The 21,082-nt window shown below is 63.9% G+C and carries 21 protein-coding genes; 12 read left to right on the top strand and 9 right to left on the bottom strand.

Going from position 1 to position 21,082, the window contains the following annotated elements:
* The first annotated feature begins 47 nt into the window (after positions 1–47).
* The 5 genes from AC3WS4_RS24785 to AC3WS4_RS24765 all read left to right on the top strand — a co-directional run bounded on the left by AC3WS4_RS24785 (position 48) and on the right by AC3WS4_RS24765 (position 9,132).
* Positions 48–2,582 carry a heavy metal translocating P-type ATPase gene (locus AC3WS4_RS24785; RefSeq protein WP_286750110.1) on the top strand — a complete coding sequence of 845 codons (2,535 nt, stop codon included), beginning with the start codon at positions 48–50 and terminating at the stop codon, positions 2,580–2,582.
* Positions 2,579–3,073 carry a Cu(I)-responsive transcriptional regulator gene (cueR, locus tag AC3WS4_RS24780; RefSeq protein WP_286750108.1) on the top strand — a complete coding sequence of 165 codons (495 nt, stop codon included), beginning with the start codon at positions 2,579–2,581 and terminating at the stop codon, positions 3,071–3,073. Before AC3WS4_RS24785 ends, cueR begins: the two co-directional genes overlap by 4 nt.
* A 271-nt stretch (positions 3,074–3,344) precedes the next feature.
* A complete protein-coding gene (locus AC3WS4_RS24775; RefSeq protein ID WP_310257572.1) occupies positions 3,345–4,511 on the top strand; it encodes an efflux RND transporter periplasmic adaptor subunit in 1,167 nt (388 codons plus the stop codon).
* A complete protein-coding gene (locus tag AC3WS4_RS24770; protein WP_310257574.1) occupies positions 4,508–7,687 on the top strand; it encodes an efflux RND transporter permease subunit in 3,180 nt (1,059 codons plus the stop codon). The genes AC3WS4_RS24775 and AC3WS4_RS24770 overlap by 4 nt, the downstream gene beginning before the upstream one ends.
* On the top strand, positions 7,684–9,132 hold the full coding sequence (locus AC3WS4_RS24765) for an efflux transporter outer membrane subunit (RefSeq protein ID WP_310257576.1): 1,449 nt from the start codon (positions 7,684–7,686) through the stop codon (positions 9,130–9,132). The genes AC3WS4_RS24770 and AC3WS4_RS24765 overlap by 4 nt, the downstream gene beginning before the upstream one ends.
* A 119-nt stretch (positions 9,133–9,251) precedes the next feature.
* On the opposite strand, the gene AC3WS4_RS24760 is transcribed toward AC3WS4_RS24765, so the two are convergent.
* The 4 genes from AC3WS4_RS24760 to AC3WS4_RS24745 are packed head-to-tail and all read right to left on the bottom strand — an operon-like array spanning position 9,252 to position 11,828.
* Complete coding sequence (locus AC3WS4_RS24760; RefSeq protein ID WP_310257578.1) at positions 9,252–9,638, bottom strand: ubiquitination-like system serine protease family protein; 387 nt, start codon at positions 9,636–9,638, stop codon at positions 9,252–9,254.
* Complete coding sequence (locus AC3WS4_RS24755) at positions 9,635–11,011, bottom strand: ThiF family adenylyltransferase (RefSeq protein WP_310257580.1); 1,377 nt, start codon at positions 11,009–11,011, stop codon at positions 9,635–9,637. The genes AC3WS4_RS24760 and AC3WS4_RS24755 overlap by 4 nt, the downstream gene beginning before the upstream one ends.
* A 14-nt stretch (positions 11,012–11,025) precedes the next feature.
* The gene (locus tag AC3WS4_RS24750; RefSeq protein ID WP_310257581.1) at positions 11,026–11,409 is read right to left on the bottom strand and encodes an E2/UBC family protein; all 384 of its coding nucleotides are present in this window, start codon (positions 11,407–11,409) and stop codon (positions 11,026–11,028) included.
* Positions 11,410–11,414: 5 nt separating this feature from the next.
* Positions 11,415–11,828, bottom strand: coding sequence for a multiubiquitin domain-containing protein (locus AC3WS4_RS24745; protein WP_310257583.1), 414 nt, complete (start codon positions 11,826–11,828; stop codon positions 11,415–11,417).
* 152 nt (positions 11,829–11,980) lie between these two features.
* Here AC3WS4_RS24745 and AC3WS4_RS24740 point away from each other — a divergent pair, with 152 nt between their 5' ends.
* The 6 genes from AC3WS4_RS24740 to dcd all read left to right on the top strand — a co-directional run bounded on the left by AC3WS4_RS24740 (position 11,981) and on the right by dcd (position 15,962).
* Entirely contained in the window at positions 11,981–12,343 is a 363-nt protein-coding gene (locus AC3WS4_RS24740) for a helix-turn-helix domain-containing protein (RefSeq protein WP_310257585.1), read from the top strand.
* On the top strand, positions 12,343–13,266 hold the full coding sequence (locus tag AC3WS4_RS24735) for an ImmA/IrrE family metallo-endopeptidase (protein ID WP_310257587.1): 924 nt from the start codon (positions 12,343–12,345) through the stop codon (positions 13,264–13,266). The genes AC3WS4_RS24740 and AC3WS4_RS24735 overlap by 1 nt, the downstream gene beginning before the upstream one ends.
* A gap of 3 nt (positions 13,267–13,269) precedes the next feature.
* Positions 13,270–13,620, top strand: coding sequence for a hypothetical protein (locus tag AC3WS4_RS24730; protein WP_310257589.1), 351 nt, complete (start codon positions 13,270–13,272; stop codon positions 13,618–13,620).
* A gap of 81 nt (positions 13,621–13,701) precedes the next feature.
* On the top strand, positions 13,702–14,160 hold the full coding sequence (locus AC3WS4_RS24725) for a hypothetical protein (protein ID WP_310257592.1): 459 nt from the start codon (positions 13,702–13,704) through the stop codon (positions 14,158–14,160).
* A gap of 31 nt (positions 14,161–14,191) precedes the next feature.
* Positions 14,192–15,343, top strand: coding sequence for a hypothetical protein (locus AC3WS4_RS24720; protein WP_310257593.1), 1,152 nt, complete (start codon positions 14,192–14,194; stop codon positions 15,341–15,343).
* A complete protein-coding gene (gene dcd / locus AC3WS4_RS24715) occupies positions 15,336–15,962 on the top strand; it encodes a dCTP deaminase (RefSeq protein WP_310257595.1) in 627 nt (208 codons plus the stop codon). Before AC3WS4_RS24720 ends, dcd begins: the two co-directional genes overlap by 8 nt.
* A gap of 245 nt (positions 15,963–16,207) precedes the next feature.
* Here dcd and AC3WS4_RS24710 read toward each other — a convergent pair whose 3' ends face one another.
* The 3 genes from AC3WS4_RS24710 to AC3WS4_RS24700 form a co-directional block, all read right to left on the bottom strand.
* Positions 16,208–16,678 carry a DUF2141 domain-containing protein gene (locus AC3WS4_RS24710; RefSeq protein ID WP_286748919.1) on the bottom strand — a complete coding sequence of 157 codons (471 nt, stop codon included), beginning with the start codon at positions 16,676–16,678 and terminating at the stop codon, positions 16,208–16,210.
* 19 nt (positions 16,679–16,697) lie between these two features.
* Positions 16,698–17,264 carry a hypothetical protein gene (locus AC3WS4_RS24705; RefSeq protein WP_286748917.1) on the bottom strand — a complete coding sequence of 189 codons (567 nt, stop codon included), beginning with the start codon at positions 17,262–17,264 and terminating at the stop codon, positions 16,698–16,700.
* A 174-nt stretch (positions 17,265–17,438) separates the two neighbouring features.
* Entirely contained in the window at positions 17,439–18,299 is an 861-nt protein-coding gene (locus AC3WS4_RS24700; RefSeq protein ID WP_286748915.1) for a hypothetical protein, read from the bottom strand.
* Positions 18,300–18,398: 99 nt separating this feature from the next.
* Between AC3WS4_RS24700 and AC3WS4_RS24695 the strand changes: the two genes are divergently transcribed.
* On the top strand, positions 18,399–19,709 hold the full coding sequence (locus AC3WS4_RS24695; RefSeq protein ID WP_286748913.1) for an SLC13 family permease: 1,311 nt from the start codon (positions 18,399–18,401) through the stop codon (positions 19,707–19,709).
* Positions 19,710–19,772: 63 nt separating this feature from the next.
* On the opposite strand, the gene AC3WS4_RS24690 is transcribed toward AC3WS4_RS24695, so the two are convergent.
* Positions 19,773–19,949, bottom strand: coding sequence for a DUF1328 domain-containing protein (locus tag AC3WS4_RS24690; protein WP_286748926.1), 177 nt, complete (start codon positions 19,947–19,949; stop codon positions 19,773–19,775).
* Positions 19,950–20,467: 518 nt separating this feature from the next.
* A complete protein-coding gene (locus AC3WS4_RS24685; RefSeq protein WP_492740782.1) occupies positions 20,468–21,022 on the bottom strand; it encodes an MFS transporter in 555 nt (184 codons plus the stop codon).
* Positions 21,023–21,082: the final 60 nt, after the last annotated feature.

Genomic DNA, 21,082 nt, shown 5'->3' with positions numbered 1-21,082 from the left:
GGAAGCCCCACATTCCGGTCGAACGAGCAAATCCGGAGAAAAATATGATGTCCGATGTTATCGAGTTGAGGCGGAAGCGCGATGTTCCCACCACCGGGCCGGAGCGTCTGAGCGTCGCCGTCGCCGGCATGACCTGCGCCTCCTGCGTCGGCCATGTCGAAAAGGCGATCGGCAAGCTGCCGGGCGTAACCGGGGTCGCCGTCAATCTGGCGACCAACCGCGCCGACGTGACATTCGCTGGAGCGTCCGATCCCGGTGCCGTCGTGCAAGCAGTCGAGCGCGCCGGCTATGAGGTGCCCGAGGCCGATGTGGAAATCGGCGTCGCGGGCATGACCTGCGCCTCATGCGTCGGGCATGTCGAAAAGGCACTGTCCAAGGTGCCGGGGGTCAGCAGCGCCACCGTCAATCTGGCGACCGAAAAGGCCAGCATTCGTTATCGCGCCAGCATCGCGTCGCTGGAAGATCTGGAGGCGGCGATCCGTGGCGCCGGCTATGAACCGCGCCGGATTGAGAGCGACAGCACATCGTCCGACCAGGAAGCTTCGGCGCGCGAGCAGGAATTAGGCAGCCTGCGCCGTTCGCTGTTTCTCGCGGCGGTGTTGGCACTGCCGGTGTTCATCCTCGAGATGGGCTCGCACCTCATCCCCGCCGTCCATGATTTCGTCATGGGTACGATCGGGATGCAGACGAGCTGGCTGATCCAGTTCGTCCTCACCACATTGGTGCTCTTCGGGCCCGGGCTGCGCTTTTTCCAGAAGGGCATTCCCGCGATCTTGCGCGGCACCCCCGACATGAACTCGCTCGTCACTTTGGGGACGAGCGCCGCCTGGGGCTATTCGCTCGTCGCGACCTTTGCCCCCGGCGTCCTGCCGCCCGGCACCGCCAATGTCTATTATGAAGCGGCGGCGGTGATCGTCGCGCTGATCCTGCTCGGTCGTTATCTCGAGGCCAAGGCCAAGGGCCGGACGTCGGAGGCGATCAAGCGGCTGGTCGGGCTTCAGGCGAAAACCGCCCGCGTCATGCGCGATGGCACGGCGCTGGAAGTCGCGCTCGCCGATGTCCGGACCGGCGATATCGTCCAGGTGCGCCCGGGCGAACGCGTGCCGGTCGATGGCGAAGTCGTCGACGGAAATTCCTATGTCGACGAGTCGATGATCACCGGCGAGCCGGTTCCGGTCGCCAAGGCGGCAGGCGCAGCCGTCGTCGGCGGCACGATCAACAAGACCGGCGCCTTCACCTTCCGCGCGACCAAGGTCGGCGCTGACACAGTGCTGGCGCAGATCATTCGCATGGTCGAGCAGGCGCAAGGGTCGAAGCTGCCGATCCAGGCAATGGTCGACAAGGTGACCGCCTGGTTCGTCCCCGCGGTGATGGGGATCGCGGGACTGACCTTCCTCGTCTGGCTCATCTTCGGCCCCGATCCGGCGCTGACCTTCGCCTTGGTGAATGCGGTCGCGGTGCTGATTACCGCCTGCCCATGCGCGATGGGGCTCGCGACCCCGACATCGATCATGGTGGGAACCGGGCGCGCCGCCGAACTGGGGGTGCTGTTCCGCAAGGGCGAAGCGCTCCAGACGCTGCGCGACGTGACCGTCATCGCGCTCGACAAGACCGGTACGCTGACCAAGGGGCGACCCGAACTGACCGACCTTGAACCGGCCGCAGGCTTCGGGCGCGACGAAGTGCTTGCCTTGGTCGCGAGCGTCGAAAGCCAGTCCGAGCATCCGATCGCCGAAGCCATCGTGGCGGCCGCGAACGCGCGGGGTCTTGATGTTTCATCGCCCGAGGCGTTCGAAGCCATTCCCGGTTACGGCGTATCGGCAAGGGTTGGCGGCCGCGAGGCGCAGGTCGGTGCCGACCGCTTCATGACCAGGCTGGGACATGATGTCTCGGCCTTTGCTGCTAAGGCCCGCGAACTCGGGGCGATGGGCCGAACGCCGCTCTATGCCGCGATCGATGGCAAGCTCGCCGCGGTGATCGCGGTCGCCGATCCGGTCAAGGACACGACGCCCGAGGCGATCCGGGCACTCCACGCCCTCGGGCTCAAGGTCGCGATGATCACCGGCGACAATCAGGCGACGGCCGATGCCGTCGCGCGCACGCTCGGGATCGACGAAGTCGTCGGCGAAGTGCTGCCAGACGGCAAGGTCGATGCGATGAACCGGCTGCGTGCTGGCGGCCGCAAGGTTGCGTTCGTCGGCGACGGCATCAACGACGCCCCCGCGCTTGCCGAGGCCGACGTCGGCCTGGCGATCGGCACCGGCACCGATGTCGCGATCGAGTCCGCCGACGTCGTGCTGATGTCGGGTGACCTGCGCGGAGTGGTCAATGCGATCGCGCTGTCGAAGGCGACGATCCGCAACATCCAGCAGAACCTCTTCTGGGCATTCGGCTATAATGCGGCGCTGATTCCCGTCGCCGCGGGGGCGCTCTATCCGCTGAACGATACGTTGCTGTCGCCGGTGTTCGCCGCCGGCGCGATGGCGTTGTCGAGCGTCTTCGTGCTAAGCAACGCACTCAGGTTGAAGACCTTCCGGCCGGTGATCGCCGCCGACAAGGGAAAAGAAGGAGAGGCGGCATGAACATCGGCCGCGCCGCGAAAATATCGGGCGTCTCTCCAAAGATGATCCGCTATTACGAACAGACGGGTCTCATCCCCAAGGCTGCGCGTCAGGACTCGGGTTACCGCGACTATGACGACGCCGACGTGCACCGCCTGCGCTTCATTCGGCGCGCGCGCGATCTCGGCTTTACTGTAGAGCAAATCGGCGAGCTGCTTGGTCTTTGGTCCGACCGAAGCCGCGCCAGCGCCGACGTCAAGGCTTTCGCGCTCGAACATATCGAGCGGCTCAAGGAAAAAATGGCCGAGATCGAAGCCATGGTGCGGACGCTCGAGACGCTGGCGGATCATTGCCACGGTGACGACAGGCCCGATTGCCCGATCATCGAGGGGCTGGCGGAAGAGGGGGGCGCGACGCCGCGCCTCCAACCGCGCGAACCCCGGCGCTTCGGCAGGTCCGGCGGACAATCCGCCCGGCGCCATGCCTCGAGTTCATCGAACCGCACGCACTAGCCTGGCCTCGGGATCATTTGGCCCTTCCGCATGCGGAGGGGCCTTTCCTGATTCTTCGCGGGACATAGTCCTGACCAACGCAGTCGCCACACGCTAGATTACTATTACCGCTCGGCTCCGCCTACTAATAGGCGCGGTGTCTTCTACGGATTCATATGCATTCGACGCCGACGAAGAAAATCTCTTGACCCTCCAACGATGGAAAACCGCACCCCCCGAAATATGAGCTCGCCATCCATCCGGATCGGCGAGCAAGGATTCGGAGGTTGAGATGCGGAAATCGAGGGTCGCCGCGGCGCTGGGCGCGATATTGGCGACGGGGCTGGTGGTGCTTTGGGTGCGCGGGCCGGAAGGCGGCGAACAGGCCACTGCGCCGGGGCCGCCGATGGTGCTCGCCGCATCGGTCGTCGTGCAGGATCATGTGCCGCGTTCGACCTATACCGGTCGCTTGACCGCGGTCGAGACGGTCGATCTCAAGCCGCGCGTCTCGGGCTATATTGCCGACATCAGCGTTCCCGAGGGGCAGATCGTCCGGCGCGGGCAGATCCTTTTTCGCCTCGATAATGCGCCCTTCGCCGCGCGGCACGCCGCGGCGCGGGCGGCGACGCGTGAAGCCGAAGCGCGGCTGGGGCTCGCGCAGGCCGAGGATGCGCGTGCGCGCAGGCTGGTTGCCGAGGGGGTCGCCGGGCGCGAACGCTCGGACGTGACGACCGCGACCTTGCGCGAACGCGAAGCGCAGGTCGCGTCGGCGCGCGCCGCCGAACGGCTGGCCGCGCTCGACCTTCGCTATGCCGGCGTCGAGGCGCCTATCGCGGGCCGGGTCGGCCAGATTCTCGTCACCCGCGGCAATCTGGTCGCTGGCGGCGAGGCGGCGACGCCGCTCACCACCATCGTCTCGGTCGATCCGCTCCACGTCGAATTCGATGTCGACGAGGCGACCTATCTCCGCTCGCTCGCCGATCGGCGCGGCCATGGTGCCGAGGCCAAGGTCGGCGTCCGCCTCGAAGATGGAAGCACCCGAACGGCGCGGCTGGACTTCATCGGCAACCGCCTCGACCGCGCGACGGGGACGATCCGCGCGCGCGCGGTCCTGCCCAATCCGGGCGGACGTCTGGCGCCGGGCCTGTTCGCCGAGGTCGATGTCGCGACCGATGATGCACGCCGCGCACTGCTCGTCAGCGACCTCGCGATCGGCGTCGAACAGGGGCGGCGCTTCGTCCTCGTGCTGGGCGAAAAGAATATGACCGAATATCGCCCTGTGACACTCGGCCCCGTCGTCGATGGCCTGCGCGTCGTCGAGACGGGCTTGCGGCCCGGCGACCGCGTCGTCGTCAAGGGGCTCGCTGGCCCCGGCATGGCGGTCAAACCCCAGATCGTGCCGATGCCGCGCGGCAATGGCGTCCAGAAAAGCAGCGTCAAGCGGGAGGCCGCACGATGAACTTCCCCCGATTTTTCATCGACCGGCCGATCTTCGCGATCGTGCTGTCGGTGCTCCTGCTGATCGCGGGACTGCTCGCGCTCCTCCGGCTTCCGCTCAGCGAATATCCGGCGGTGGCGCCGCCGACGGTGACCGTCGTTGCGGCCTATCCGGGCGCGTCGCCCGACGTCATCGCCGAGACGGTCGCGAGCCCGATCGAGCAAGCCGTCAACGGCGTCGAAGGCATGCTCTATATGTCGAGCCAGGCCGCCACCGATGGCCGGATGACGCTCACGGTCACCTTCGCGCAGGGCACCGATCCCGACCTTGCGCAGGTTCAGGTCCAGAACCGGGTGTCGCGCGCGCTGCCGCGGCTGCCCGAGACGGTGCAGCGGCTCGGCGTCACCACGCAAAAGGTCGCGCCCGATGCACTGATGGTCGTGCATCTTCTCTCGCCATCGAAACGCTATGATCCGCTCTTCATCTCCAACTATGCGCTGCTTCAGGTCCGCGACGAGATCGCGCGCATTCCCGGGATCGCCGATGTGGTGGTCTGGGGCGCCGGAGAATATTCGATGCGCGTCTGGCTCGACCCGGCGCGGATCGCTTCGCGCGGGCTGACGGCGAGCGATATCGTGGCCGCGATCCGCGCACAGAATGTCGAGGTTGCCGCGGGCAGCGTCGGGCGTCAGCCCAACCCCGCCGCCGCGCAGCAGGTCGCGCTCGATGTCAAAGGCCGCCTCGCGACCGAAGAAGAATTTGCCGCAATCGTCGTCAAGACCGGCGCTGACGGCCAGCTTACGCGGCTGGGCGAGGTCGCCCGGATCGAAATGGGCGCCAATGATTATGCGCTGCGCTCGCTGCTCGACGGCGAACCGGCGATCGCGCTGCAGATTTTGCAAAGCCCCGGCGCCAACGCGCTCGACACCGCGGCCGAGGTCCGGACGACGATGGAGCGGCTCTCGGGCGAGTTTCCCGACGGGCTGGAGCATCGCATCGCTTATGACCCGACGATCTTTGTCGAAGCCTCGATCGAAAGCGTGATCGTCACGCTGATCGAGGCGACCCTGCTCGTCGTCCTCGTCGTGATCCTTTTCCTTCAAACATGGCGTGCGTCGATCATTCCGCTTGTCGCGGTGCCCGTTTCGTTGGTCGGGACTTTGGCGGTCATGTATTTGTTCGGCTTTTCGCTGAACACGCTGTCGCTGTTCGGGCTGGTGCTCTCGATCGGTATTGTCGTCGATGACGCGATCGTCGTCGTCGAGAATGTCGAGCGCCATATCGGGCTTGGCGAATCCCCGCGCGAAGCCGCGCGCAAGGCAATGGCGGAGGTCACCGGGCCGATCATCGCGATCACCTCGGTCCTCGCCGCGGTCTTCATTCCCACCGCCTTTCTGGGTGGTTTGCAGGGCGAATTTTATCGCCAGTTTGCGCTCACCGTTGCGATCTCGACCATCTTGTCGGCGGTCAATTCGCTGACGCTGTCGCCGGCACTCGCCGCGATATTGCTCAGGCGTCATGATGCGCCGCGCGATGGCCTCCAGCGCGCGATCGACAAGGGCTTTGGCTGGCTGTTCCGGCCATTCAATCGCGCCTTTGACCGCGGTTCGCTCGCCTATGTCGGCGGCGTCCAGCGCGTCATCCGGCGCGGTGCGGTCGCGGGGTTCACCTATGCCGGGTTGCTCGGCCTGACCTGGTTCGCCTTTGACAAGCTGCCCGCCGGTTTCGTCCCCGCGCAGGATAAATATTATCTCGTCGGCATCGTTCAGCTCCCGAACGGCGCGTCGCTCGACCGCACGCAGGCGGTGGCCGAGCAGGTCTCGAAGATCGCACTGGCCGAGCCCGGCGTCGAAAGCGTCGTCGCTTTTCCCGGCCTGTCGATCAACGGCTTCGTCAACGTGCCCAACGCCGCCGTCATGTTCGTGATGCTCGATCCCTTCTCGCAGCGCACGTCGCCGGACATGGCGGCGGGGGCGATCGCCGGGCGGCTGCAGGGCAAATATGCGGCGGTCCCCGACGGCTTCGTCGGCGTGTTTCCGCCGCCGCCGGTTCCCGGTCTGGGCGCCACCGGCGGGTTCAAGATGCAGATCGAGGACCGCTCGGGCGCGGGCTATGAAGCGCTCGCCGCGGCCAGCGCCAAGGTAATGGCCGCCGCCGCCAGGGAGCCCGCGCTCGCCGGGCTGATGACCAGCTATAATGTCGCCTCGCCCGAACTTTCGGTCGATGTCGACCGGACCAAGGCCGCAGCCCAGGGGGTCGCCATGACCGACGTGTTCGAGACGATGCAGGTCTATCTCGGCTCGCTCTACGTCAATGACTTCAACCGCTTCGGTCGGACCTATCAGGTCTATGCGCAGGCCGAAGCCGACGCGCGGGCGCAGCCCGATGCGGTCGGGCGGCTTCAACTCCGCAACGCGCAGGGCGACATGGTCCCGCTCGCGACGCTGGTCACCACCGCACCCGGCGCAGGGCCAGATCGTGTGATCCACTATAACGGCTTCCCCTCGGCCGATATCAGCGGCGGTCCCGCGCCGGGCTTCAGCTCCGGACAGGCGGTCGCCGCCATGGAACGGATCGCGCGCGCCGAACTGCCAGAGGGCATGACGTTCGAGTGGACCGACCTCACCTATCAGGAAAAGACCGCGGGCAATGCCGCGCTCTATGTCTTCCCGATCGCGGTGCTGCTCGCCTTCCTGATCCTCGCGGCGCAATATAACAGCTGGACGCTGCCGCTCGCGGTCCTGCTCATCGTGCCCATGTGTCTGCTCAGCGCGCTTGTCGGCGTCTGGCTGACTGGGGGTGACATCAACATCTTCACGCAGATCGCCTTTGTGGTGCTCGTGGGGCTGGCCGCGAAAAATGCGATCCTGATCGTCGAGTTCGCGCGTGCGCAGGAAAATGAAGGCCTCGATCCGCTCGCCGCAGCGCTCGAGGCCTGCCGATTGAGGCTGCGTCCGATCCTGATGACGTCGATCGCCTTTATCGCCGGCGCGGTTCCGCTGGCGATCGCCACGGGGGCGGGCGCCGAAATGCGGCAGGCCATGGGCCTCGCGGTGTTCGCCGGCATGCTCGGGGTGACGCTCTTCGGCCTCTTCCTGACCCCGCTCTTCTACGTCGCGATCCGCAAGGCCGTTCTGCGGCGCGAGGCGCGGCGCCCTTCAAGCCCGGACACCAAGCCGCAGGAATTGACCCTATGAAATCGATCGCCAAGCTTTCGCCCGCCGTTCTTCTCCTTGGTCTTTCCGGGTGCGCCACCGCTGGTTCCAACTATGTTCCGCCGCAGATCGAGGCACCCGGAGCTTATGCCGCGCAGCCGGTCGGCGTCGAAGATGCCGCTGTCGAGACCGCCTGGTGCAAACTGTTCGGCGACCCGGCGCTCGATGCCCTGATTGCCGAGGCGCTCGCCGCAAACCTCGATGCGCGGCTCGCCGTCGCGCGGCTCGACGAGGCGCGCGCACTCGCGGGCGTATCGCGTGCGGGACAGCTTCCCGGCGGCGGTGTCGATGCCTCCTATCAGCGTCGCCGTCTGGCCGATGCCGAGCGTCCGGGCGGTCAGGCGCGTGAGGGCGATGCATTGGGCCTCGGAGCGGAAGCGTCGTGGGAAATCGACCTGTTCGGACGCGTCCGCCGCGGGGTCGAGGCCGCCGAGGCAGAGGTCGGCGGCGGCGAGGCGCTGCTACGCTCCGCTCGCGCCGCGGTCACCGCCGACGTCGCCAGCCATTATTTTGAACTGCGCGGAAGCGAAGCCGCGCTTGCGATCGCACGCCGCCAGATCGAAACCCAGCGGCGCTCGCACGACGTCACACGCAAGCTCGAACGTGCCGGTGCGGGCGGGCGCTTCGACATCGTTCGCGCCGAGGCTGCGCTGTCGGCCGTCGAAGCGACGCTACCCGGGATCGAACAGCGCATCGGCACCGCGCATCATGCTCTTGCCGTGCTGCTTGGCCAAACACCGCAAAGCTTCGCAGGGCCGACCGCGACAACGACCAGCCTGCCGCAGATCGCGCAGATCAGCGTCGGCGCGCCCGCCGACCTGTTGCGGCGACGGCCCGATATCGCGGCCGCCGAACGCGCGCTCGCCGCCGCCACTGCACGGCGCGGCGTCGCCGAGGCCGAACTGTTCCCGACGGTGCGCCTGTCTGGCTTCATCGGACTTCTCGCCGGCGGGTTCGAATCCTTGTTCACTGGCGGCGCGCTCGCTTTCTCTGACGGCCCCAGCCTCGATTGGGCGGTGTTCGATATGCCGCGTCTGCGCGCGCAGGTCCGCGTCGCCGATGCCCGCACCGATGCGGCGCTGATCGACTATCACCGGACCGTTCTGATCGCGCTTCGCGATGTCGAAGATGCGCTGACGGCCTATGGCGCGATCCGGACCAGCCTAGCAAAGCGCGACCAGCAGGTCGGCGCCAGCCGCGAGGCAGCGCGGATGGCTTCGCTTCGCTTTCGCGAGGGCGAGGGGCAATATCTCGACGTTCTCGATGCCGAACGCAGCCTGTACGAAGCCGAAGCGACGCTCGTTGCGGCGCGCACAGACCATCTCCTGTCTGTGGTCGAAATCCACCGCGCTCTCGGCGGGGGCTGGGAGGTTTGTGAAGGGGCGGGCGGTCCAAATTGTACCGGAGGGCGTACATTCGGCCAGTAAATGTTATAATAGGAATGCGGCCGGTTTGCACCTGATCCAGCTCGTAGCAAGCCGCGAAGTCGCTGCCCGAAACCTGCCCTTCGAGCATTTCGAAGCTCCCGTCAGCAACGCGCCCGTTTTTAGTCGAACGCCCGGTAGGATCCCGGCGCACACCAGCGAACTTGCCCGGCGGTTACGAAGAAGTGGCTCTCGCAGCCAGTCGTTCGCCACACCGACGGGCGAAGCGACACGCGTCCTTTTCCGTCAGTCTCCAGCGTCCAACGCGGAAAGCGCTTGCCGAGAAAACGAAGGTGCAGTGTTTCGCCGCAGCCGCAAGGGCAGGCGAGATAACCGAAGGCCGGACCATCGGCGCCGCGGCGGACATAGAGGATGTTGCGCGCGAGCCGGGATGGCACGTCGCCGACCTCCTGTTTCACGATCGCGGGGCGGCGCCACCCGCCGATCTTCCAGCGGACCATGCCGAATGCTGCGAGGAGCCGGCAGAGCAGTTTGCGTCCGGGTATCACGACGGGCCGCCTAGGCGGGGCAGCAGCAGCGGCGGGTTGGTCGTTCCCAGCCCGACGTGGCTGGCGAGATTGGCGTCGGGTTCGCCGTCGGGGCGCAGGATGATGCGGCCGTGCGACATCGAGATGCGCTGGATGGCGAAGTCGCCGTTCGGACGAGTGCGGAACGGATGGAGGCGGGCGAGCAGCTCGTTCACGGCCATAGATGCGACCATGGTGTTGATGCTGATCACCGCGGGGCGATCGACGACGATGCCGCGCACATAGCCGCGGCGGACCTGATCCTCGTAGAAATCGGGATCGGTGCGGCGCAGCACATCGGCGTGCAGTTCGGCCTCCGAATAGACGCCGCGCGAGCGCAGGCTCGAGCCGCCCGGCTGAATATAGTGCACCACCCCCGACACCGCGTTCACCCCGCCGCTGCCATCGGCATCGATGCGCACGCCGAGATCGAAATAGGGCAGCGTATAGAAGGTCGCGATGCGGTTCAGCGTATCGCGGCCCTCGATCGAATCCATGCAGCCGAACAGGACATCGCACGTCGCTAAGCGGGCGATCGCTTCGGGGCTGTCGACGAAACCTTCGACGATTTCCACTTTCGTGCCGAGGCCGATGCGGTCGATATGGCCCTTCATCATCCGCGCCTTATTGACCTCGGCGACCGCGTGACGGCGGGTCGCGCCATAGATACGGTTGAGATTCTTCGCCTCCACATGATCGGGCTCGATCAGCACGATCCGGCGGACGCCGAGACGGACGAGCATCTCAACCGTCGGGCTCCCACTGCCCGACACGCCGACGACGCCGACGCTGAGCGAGCCGAGGCTTTCGGTCGTGTGATCGCCGAACATCTGGCGGTGACGAACGTCGAAGTCGGCGCGCGCCAGGCTCGGGCGGCCCGGCCAGATGAGGATATCGTCGCCGACCACCGACACGCGGTCGAGCATGCCGCGTGGCCCGCCGATGCCGACGCGGCGGCCGAAGATTGACCCATCGGGCAGCATTATCGCGCTCACATGCTCGCCGATGACCTTGAGGCCCACGGCGTTGAAGAGGTCGAGGTCCGAGGCATCGTCCTGCGAGGAGAACTGCCGGTAACCGCCCGGATGCGAGTGGATCTTGAGGATCGCCAGGTTGTTTGCGCGCGCCTCGGCGAGCAGCGCCTTGAGGCGGCACGTCGGCCAGGTGATGCGGTCCGGCGCCCGCAGACATTCGTCCGACGGGATTTCGACAATCCGGTGAACGACAAAGACGCTGCGGCCGTCGATCATGGCGCGGCCGCACAGGCCCACCACGATCGCTTCGAGGCCGGTGCCGTCGAACAGGTGGCTTGCGAGCGTCGCGTGCTGCGACTGGCTCAGGCGCAAGATGTGCATGACCCTTATCCTTCCTAACGCTTCTTGAATTCGTTCTTCAGCCAGGCGCGAACGCGGCGGAGATGGGTACAGAGCGAGTCGACCCCCTGCCGCCACGGGTAGTGGCGCGACCATTGCTGGAACGAGCGGTTGTCGATCGACAGCGCGCTGAGGTTGTTGATGACCTTGCCGTCGGCGCGGCTCAGCGGCGGGCTGAAATAGACCATGTCGATCATGCCGGCGGGATATGCGTCGAGACGGATCGCGACGTCCGCCTGCGCGACGTTATAGCCTTCGGGGATGGGGTGCTGCCGGAGGAGCAGCCACCGCGCCCCGCCCTGGGCGATGGTTTCCCAAGGACATCCGAGTGCTTCGAGCACCCGGATGTCGTCAGGACCGAGGTTGAACTCCCGGCGCATTGCGATCAGCCCTCGGTCTCGTCGAGCGGGAAGGTCTCGAAGACCTCGATGCCGCACTCGCCGAGGTCGACCTTTTCGTCGACGGCGATCGAGACATAGTGGCCGCCGTGGAGGCGCTTCTCGAGTTCGTACTTCTCGATGGGCGTCTTGCCGCCCGCGACGAGGATTTCGCGGCCGGTGACGAAGCGGCGATCGAACACGTGGTAGATGTGGTCGATCTTCACCTTGTAGCGGTGCGCGTGCGGCGGCGGCTGGTTGGCGCGGCCGCATTCCTCGACATCGACGATATCGACGATGACGATGTCGTGACCCTTCTCGTGCTTGATCTCGACGTCGACATCCGCGCCGGTGCGGTTGTTGATGATCACGATCTCGGGATCGTCGTCCTTGTGATCGCGGGGGTGGTTGTGGGTATCCATAAACAGATCCTTGTACTCAGCGGGCCAACAGCGGCGGCTGTGGTGCTAAATTGGCGAAGCAGTGCTAAGTTGTCAAGGGGGCTAAGATGTGCTTGACAAATTTAGCGCCCGCGCCTAGGTTCTTGGTCCCCAAAAACTAGGATGGGTGATTTATGACCGATGAAAGGACAATCGATGAGGAGGGAACTGATCTCGGGGGATTTCTGAAGAAAGTGCGCCAATCGCGCGGCCTCTCGCTCCGGGAAGTCGAGCGCTTGACGGAAGGCACCGTCTCGAACGGCTATCTCAGCCAGTTGGAGAATGGGAATATCGACAAGCCGTCGGCGATGATGCTGCACCGGCTTTCGAATGCCTATAAGCTCGATTATCACGAAATCATGAAGCGGGCCGGCTTCCTGACCGAGGCGGAAGAACCGCTCAACAGAATGGCCACGTCCGTACTGGGTGAACTGACCTCCGACGAGGAAGACCAGCTTCTGGCTTTCCTCGGCTTTCTGCGACGTCAGAAGAAATAATGCTGGCAGACGACTGTAGCGTTTCGCACGAACAACTCGTCGCCATCCGGGCCGCCGCCGACCGCGCCTTGCGGGACGGCGGCGCTCTCGGCATCTTTCCCACGCCCGTCGACGACATCATGGCCGCAGCCCGGATCGAAATGGTCCCGCTGGCGATCGACGAGGGCTATCTCGCGAAGCTGCGCCGCAAGGCGGAAAACGCCGGCAAGGCCTTGCTCACCGCGCTGTCGAAAGCATGGGGTGTGTTCGACCCCCGGTCGCGCATCGCCTTCATCGATCCCGAAACGCCGGACGCCAAGCTTCCCTTCCTGAAACTCCACGAGGGCGGTCACGCGCTGCTCGAATGGCAGAGCATCTTCGGCCTGTTCGAAGATTGCCGGATGACGCTCGATCCGTTCATCAAGGCGCAGTTCGAACGCGAGGCAAATGTCTTCGCCTCCGAAGTCCTGTTCCAGATGGACATCTTCGCCGAGGAAGCAGGCGACCTGACGTTCGGCATGGCGGCGCCGCTGCAACTCGCCAAGCGTTATGGCGCCTCGGTCTATGCCACAGCCCGGCGATATGTAATGGCGAGCGACCGCGTCTGCGCGGTCCTGATCTTCAATCCGCCGATCGAGGAAACGTTCGACCAATCGGTCAGCAGCCTGCGTCGCGTGGTCGCGTCGCCGTCGTTCGAAGCGCGCTTTCCAGCGATGGCCTGGCCGAGGGAAATCCGCTCGCGGGAAGCCTTTGCCCGGCTGATTCCCGATCGCCGGATGACGCGGCCGCGGACGGTCAGCTTTCTCGACGCGAATGGCGACCGTCAGGAGTTCATCGCCGAATCCTTTCGAAGCCGCCACCAGACGCTCGTGCTTCTGCACGCCGTTGCAACGCTTCAGCGCCGAGTCTACCTCCCCGCCCAGCACAGCCTCTCGCTTTTCTAGGCCATGGCACAGATTCTCGGCTATCTTTCGGACGGTGAGGCGAGCGCGTTCCAGCAATATGCCGCCGAACTTCGGCTCGATGTCACGGCGCTTGCCAATCTGCTGATTGTCCGGGAACTCAGGCGCGACCGGCTTGCTGTGCTTCGAGTGCTCTACGATCGCGACCTTGGCGGGCAGGGAAAGAAGAAAATAGTCGCGCATCAGTCCGACCACGAAACCAAGGTGGCGTTCAAGGCGCATGCAATCGCGCGTGATCTGAAACCAAGCCGCGCCGCGGCAATAATATTCCGCGCGGAACTTGCCGAACGCTGGCTCGCCGTCAGCATGGATCTAAGTCAATTTGACTCAGTTTGAGTCATTTACTATGCTGTAAGAACGGTCGTGCGAGATCAGAGCATGGTCACCGACCAACTGGAGAAAAGGGGCTCCTCGGTCATGCAGCAAAGCCTTGTATCCTTTTCGAAATATAGTCTTTCCAATCTGGCCCTGCGATCGATCGTCGAGCTTGAGCGGATGAATGCCGGGCTGGACAGCAACCCCGACGTCTTCACCAACCTCGCGACCGCACTCCGACAGAATTCGGAGCCGAGCGCCTGCACCCTCCAGTTCCGCTTCGTCGAACCCGGCTATTATGAGTCGTTCGAGCGACTGTACCGCATGGCCTCGAGCGCACCCGACGGCGAAGTCGAGAATATCCAAGAATATATGAAGACGGTCAGCCAGCAGCTGAGCGCGGTCGCCGAAGGCCAGGTCGATGCAGCCGCATCGCTCCTGCCGGTCTGCATAGCGCTGCATCAAGAGCTGATCCAGGAACTGGCGGGAGAAGATGGCTTTGACATCCACGAGCGGTCTCCCCTCAGCGAAGACACTTCGGCTGGCTTCCGCCCGTCGTAGACTGAGGGCGTTCATCGATCAGATTGCGGAGTTGGGCACATCCGATTTCGCCCATCTGGACGGCAAGGATGCCCTAACTTTCATCAAGGGATATTCGCTCGAGCTTCGCGAAGTGCTGGAGCGGTTGACGCCTGAAGCGAGCGAGGCGAGCGTCAATGAGGCATGTGCGCAAACCAGCCTCATGGTATCGCGATACACCGATATCCTCGGCTTCATTTTGCGCTCCACGAACGTGCGCAACGCGTTCGAGATGCACTTTCCGCTCAAGCGCCTCGTCGAAACGGCGGTCAGCCCTGACGCACGCCTGATCATGTCATCCGAATGGAAGTTCGTCCCCTTCACTTATCCAATGACCCTCGACTGGCTGCCCGGCTTCGCGCTCGTCGGCGGTCCCGCGCCGGAATCGGACAATGTCCTGATCGTTCCTCTCGCTGGCCATGAGATCGGTCACTCGGCGTGGCGGAGCAAGCAGCTCAAGGATCAGCTCATGGCGGATCTGGTGGCTGCGATCGCCCAGACGCTCGACGATATGCCTGCCGAAACAAGTTTGGTTTCCAACGAGCTCGGCGTTGACGGCGTCGCGCTCGCGAAGCTGCGCGACGCGGTGCTGCGGTCAGCTATCAAGCAGCTCGAAGAAATCTTCTGCGACCTATTCGGCCTGTTTATTTTCGGCCGGTCCTTTCTCTACGCCTATGAATACTTTCTCGCACCGGGATGGGGCATGCGTTCCGCTTATTATCCGTCGAGTATCGATCGGGTGCGCTATCTCATCGAGGCGGCGGAAGAGCTAGGGATCGCTCCAGAAGCCGATCTTTTCGAGGCTTGGGGGGACTCGATCCCGCTGAAGTTCGCCGACGGTGCGGTGATCAGGCTTGCCGATGCGGCGGTCGCAAAAATCTATCCGGCCCTGCGCGCGATCACGTTCAATATTCTGGCAGATCACGGCATCACCCCGCCGACGGCCGATGCAGCCGATCGCGTGCTGGCATCGCTGCGACAGCATGTTCCGGATGGCGAGGGTGCAACCTTGCCTGAAATCGTGACCGCGGGCTGGCTCCTGCTGCGCGAGCGTGGCGGTCTGTCGCTCGATCAGGACATTGCCGAATACAAGATCCTGAACGAGCTGATGCTCAAGTCGGTCGAAGTGTCCGAATTCAAGCTGAGAGTCGAAGCCCATGCTTAGCGCTGCCGAGATCGTCGGGGCTCTTGAACATCAGACCAAGGAGGAGCGGCTGACCGTCGTGCCCTGGCCCGAGCGCGACGAACTCCTTCGCAAGGGTGAAACCTCGATCGATCTGCGCCTCGGCCGGTGGTTTCGTTCGTTCAAGCAAACCCGCACGCCGTCAGTTTCACTCGTCGGCCGCATTCCGCGCGACTCTGACGAACCATCGGAAACGTCGCGAACCAAGCAACATTTTGTGCCCTTCGGGTCGAACTATGTTCTGCACCCCGGACGATTCGTGCTGGGGGTGACGCTCGAATGGCTGCGCTTGCCTGCGAGCCTGTCGGGCTATGTCACCGGAAAATCCTCGCTGGGCCGCCACGGTCTGGTGATCGAAACGGCGGCTGGCATCCATCCGCAGTTTTCCGGTTGCCTGACCCTCGAGCTTGCCAATGTCGGCGAGGTCCCTTTGGAAATCTATCCCGGCATGCCGATCTGCCAGATATTCCTGCACCGCACTCAGCCGGGTGAAGAGCGCGAGCCTGATCGCTTCTCCGGCCGCAGGAAGCCGATGCTGTCCCCGCCGAAAGCGGACGAGACCTTCATGCGGCTCGTCGACTCCCGGCCCGACGGGGCCTAGGATGGGCGTTATGCGTTGGGAAGCGTTGGGTCTAATTCGTTAGTTTGCGTCCGCTATTCAAGCTTTACTTCGAGAATCAGACTGTTTCCAACCGAGTATTGGAATCTACCTGATTACGCCGAAGCGGAATGTCGGCGGGCTTGACGAGGAATCGCTGCGCGTGGCTTGCGACCGCTCTTCGCCGGTTGGCAGGAAAAGGGCGGGGTGCGATACATTGCTGATCGAGGGCTATCGGCTATGCGGGGCTACATATATTTCATGTCGATACGGATTGCAGTGCGTCCATCCACCTGGAAGGCGACCTTTTTGTAGCTCGGCTTGCCCAGGTTCCAGACCGATATAGACGGGTTGTTGGACATCCCGCCGCCATCGGAAAAAATGTCGGTCTTTCCGTTGCCGTTGAGATCGTGCCTGACCGCGATCGCGTATCGACCCGGCGCATCCACCGGAATACAGAACCGCATGGTTCCTGCGGCTGCTTGGACATCGATCCGTTTTAGCCATCGCCCCTTTTTGAGCCAATCGGTTTTTGTGGCGCGGTAACTTTGGACACGCATGGTGCCTTGCGCCTGCTTGATCCCACGAACAGTTGCGAGCACCGCAGTACCATTGCCCGTACACCTTGCCATATCGTTGGGAATCTTCTCCCCTGCCGCGGCGGGCGAAGCGATAAGCAATGCGCCGCTTGCCACGGCCAGTGTCGAGCGAAAACTCACCCATTCTCTCCTTGCAAAATCACTGCGACGGTGGAGCACTCGCAGCCAGGGATTTGCGCACCGCTTCCTCGAATTGGCCGGCAGTAAGGTTTGTCGCCAACCCCGCTTTGGATACGAACAGCAGGTTGCGCGGAATTTTCACGTCTCCCGCCGTGGTCGCGAGCGTCGCCGAATTGTCGCCAACTTGCTTGACCGTGCCGAGCACCTTGCTCCCACCTGCGCTATGAACCTCGGCGCCCGCCTTGAGCGCGGAATTCAGCGCCGCAGCGTTTTCCTTGACCGATTGTTCGACCGACGCAAGGATTTCGGCCTTCGACGCGTTCAGGGCTGGACCCTTTTCGGTTTGAACCAATGCCTGGAGCGGCACGACGATGCCGTTGTTCCCGACGGCGACCGCGACCTTGTCACCCGCGATCTGAGCGACGGTACCGACTTGCTGGCCGGCATTGTCATACACTTTGGCGCCCGGGGCAATCGATGCGACGGGCTGCATCGAAGCCGACTGCTGGGCAAGCGCCGATGCGGCAGCTATCGGCACCGCTCCAAGGGCGCACAGCGTGGCGACAAAGCCAAAAGGCTTTTCCATAAATTTTCTCCTGATTTCCGGGTGCGCGCACAGTCGAGCCCCGCGCGTGATGTTTCAAAGTCGTTGTTGCCGAGTGGTGCATCAGGCAGGACGGGCCGTGCTGAACGGCGGGGGGCAGCACCGCCCAAAGCGCAAGCTGCTACGCCGGTGGCGCCGGGACCGGAATTTCAGCCGTTACGGTTGCCGCGTAATCGACCAGGTCGCCAAGGTTTCGTCGCGCGCCGGGTCTTCCATCCGGACGGTGTCGATCCGCGCGCCGATCAGGCATCGCGGCCGCTGCTCGCTGCCCCCTGGCTGGACGCAGCGAATGGGCGCGCCGCCCGCGATATTTTCGATGCGCCCAGTGACGCGCAGCCGGAACCCCTGCGAACCGTCGAAATCTTTGGTATCCACACGCTTCACAACGTCAAATGCCCGCCCGCTTCGCCAGCCATCGCGGTCCGCTTCGTCTCGGAAAATTTGGGCGATAGCCAATGACTGGCCGGGTAGCGTCACCGGATCGGCGCCCTGCACGGTGGCTTGATCGCCGCGCGGCTGGCATTTGTCGCCCGTTGACCATGGGCGAGCGATCCAGAACCCTTCGGCCGCATCGATTGCGGCCTGGTCGTCCAACCCCCAGTCGTCCGCCCGCCATGCCGTGGGCTTGAACGAAATGCGAAGAATTCCGTCGTCATCGCCTAGACTCCAACGCTCGGGAAGGTTGCTGTCGGCATCGGTCGGTCCCGCACAGCCGAATGGCAGAAGCAGCTCAAAGCGCTGGCCGGCGGCGTCGCCGACAGCGTCGGGAAGGCTCTTGCCCGACGCAAGAGCATCGGCCGCCTGCGCCGACAACGCGATCAGCTCGGCACGCCCCAACTTGGCCGGAGTCTCAGGTTCAGGAGCCGGCGTAGGCACCGGAACCACTATGGGGCCGGGCGTCGGCGGCGCGGGTGCCGTTTCGCGGCCAAGAAAAAATCCGCCGCCGCCGACGACAAGGATTGCGGCGAGTCCGCCGGCGATCGCGAGCCGACTATTCCTTACGCTCGGTTCCTGCATATCACCTTGATAGCAAATCCGGGCTTATCCTCCAGACCCCAAGCCAGATTTTATTATGCAAGACATTGACAGCGCGTCGATGCCGCCTGACGCAGAGGTATGACGGTGGACCAGATTCTGACCTTGCTCGTCCTCGCCGCGGTCGTCGCCGCGCTCATCTGGGACAAGGTCCGGGCCGATGTCGTTTCCTTGACCGGTGCGGCGGTGTTGCTGATGACCGGGGTCGTGCGTCCGGTCGAAGTGCAGAGCGCCTTTGCGAGCCCCGCGATCATCGCGCTCGCCTCGCTGTTCGTGATTGCCTATGCGCTCGAACTCAGCGGCCTGCTCGACCGCGCGATCACGCTGGCCGTGGCGATGTGTCGGCGCCTCGGCACGGCGGGGCTTTGGTTGCTGATCACGATGATCGGGTTGGTGTCGTGCTTTCTCAACTCGACGCCGATCGTCGTACTTGGGGCGCCGGTGATCCGCGACGTCGCCACCACGCTGGGCCTGTCGCCCAAGCGCTTTCTGATACCCTTGTCCTATGTCACGATCCTGACCGGTTGCTGCACGTTGATCGGAACATCGACCAATTTGTTGGTCGACGACATGGCGAGTGTCGCGGGACAGCCGCGTTTCGGCATCTTCGAAATCACTCCGGTCGGGATTCCGATGGCGATCGCCGGTGGAATCTATCTCTTTCTGGTCAGCAGCCGGTTGCTCGGCAGACGCCATGAAGCCGACGAGCGGGACGGCGCGCCAGCCGATATCGATCAGGCGCATATCGGCAGTGCGCAAATCGGGGATGCCGGTCTGTTCGCGGCCAAGCGCTCGCTCCAGCCGCTGAAGGCCGCAATTGCCTTGGCAACCTTTGTCGGCGCGGTGGCGCTTGCCACTTTGGGCGTGGCGCCGATCGCAGCCACGACGTTCGCGGGCGCCGTGTTGCTGATCCTGCTCCGCGTCATCACGGCAGATGAGGCGTATAGCGGCCTCAGACCGGAAATCCTGATTCTGATCGCGGGCATGGTGGTGATCGGCATCGCCATGGAGGAGAGCGGCCTTGCGGCAGAGGCATCCGATCTTTTGATTGCCAGCGTCGATGGTTTAAACCCGTTGGTCGCGCTGATCGTCCTTTATCTGCTGACGATGGTGCTCACGGAATTATTGTCCAATGCGACGGTGGCAGTGTTGGTCACGCCAGTTGCGGTTGCGCTGGCCGAAAGTCTGGCGGTGAGTCCGCGACCGTTCCTGGTCGCCGTGATGATGGCCGCCAGCGCTGCGTTCGCGACACCGTTCGGATATCAGACCAACGTCATCGTCTACCAGATGGGCGGCTACCGCTATATGGACTTCGTGCGCGTCGGTTTGCCGCTCAACTTGCTGACCTTCGTCGTTGCCATCGCCGCTATCAGCATATTCTTCCCATTTTGAACCGGCAAATGGCACAGGCGCGGTCGGTAACGTCAAATAGCGCGGCGGGCGGAAGGCGGTCGATCAATCGATGATCTCTTTCGCCGCTTTCCATCCAAGGACAAAGAAAATGATGGTCCCGATCAGTGCGATAACAAAAATGACCAAGGCAACATCGACCAAAGCTCCAGCGAGGCCGCCGAATCCAAGAACGGCGGCGATCAGAGCAATAATCGCCAGTGTGAAGGCCCATCCATACATCATAATCTCCCGTGGTTCTGGTACGCGACCGCACAAGCGCAAGACCGTTGCGCTCCAGTTGCCGTTTGTCCGAGGGTATGCATTGCCGACGCCGCGTTTCGCGCATCGTTCCCGGCGCGCCCGCACCCTGAACGGGGACTCCGCAACAACATGACCAGATGTTGGAAAGCCCGTTCGAGTTCCATCGCTTCGCTGATTGCCTTGGTGCTTGCGATGCTGTCGGTACCCGCTTTGGCACAAACCGACGCTGCAACCGTGCGTATCCCCGGCTGAGCCCTTGATTGGCTTCCGGTCGCCGACATCGCGCTTTTATCGCGCGGCCCATTTACTCGCAGATGTTCCTGGGGACATCTAAGGTCTCCAGACTGCGCGCGAAGCGAGCAGGTCGAAGCCGACCAAGGCGCTTGCTTCCATATCGTCGATCCGACCCGGCTTTGAGTCCGACGATGGCTTCGCCCGTGGATCGACGGCGGGATTTCCGGCAATATATGCAAGTATCGGTTACCGGCTCAGCGCCGCTATCGTCTCGCCAAGGGGACGACCAGCAGCCCCGCAAGCGCTACGACTGCGCATCCTGCACCGACTAGAAAGGTGGCCGCGGGTCCTGCCGCATCCCATGCGAGGCCCGCAATGACGCTTGCCGCCAGCAACGCAAGGCCGGTGATCAGGTTGAATATCCCATAAGCCGACCCGCGCAAATCGCTTGGCGAGCGGTCGGCAACGAGTTTGGCGAACAGCCCCTGCGTTGCCGCCATGTGGACGCCCCACAGGCCGACGCCGACGAATGCGCCCGCGACGCCCGGGAGCAAGGCGAGCGCAAGATCGGCGGCGATGAGCACAATCAGGCCCCAGACCAGCATCGTTCGCGCGCTAACCCGATCCGACAGGCTGCCGAGCGGGTAAGCCGCGAACATATATACAGCGTTCATTGCGACGAGGACGAGCGGCGTGAGCGCGAGCGGCAGCCCTTCGGCATTGGCTTTGAGAATGAGAAAAGCCTCGCTGAACCGCGCGAGTGTGAACACAGCGCCGATTGCGACAAGCGACCAGAAGGTCTGAGGATCAGCGTGCAATAGGCACCCCCTTCGTGGGGTGATCGGCGTGCAAAAAGGACCCCTTCATCCCGGGGATTT

It is taken from the genome of Sphingopyxis sp. EU05-FHT14B03 (assembly GCF_058790875.1).
This window is presented reverse-complemented; position numbering and strand designations above follow the sequence as displayed.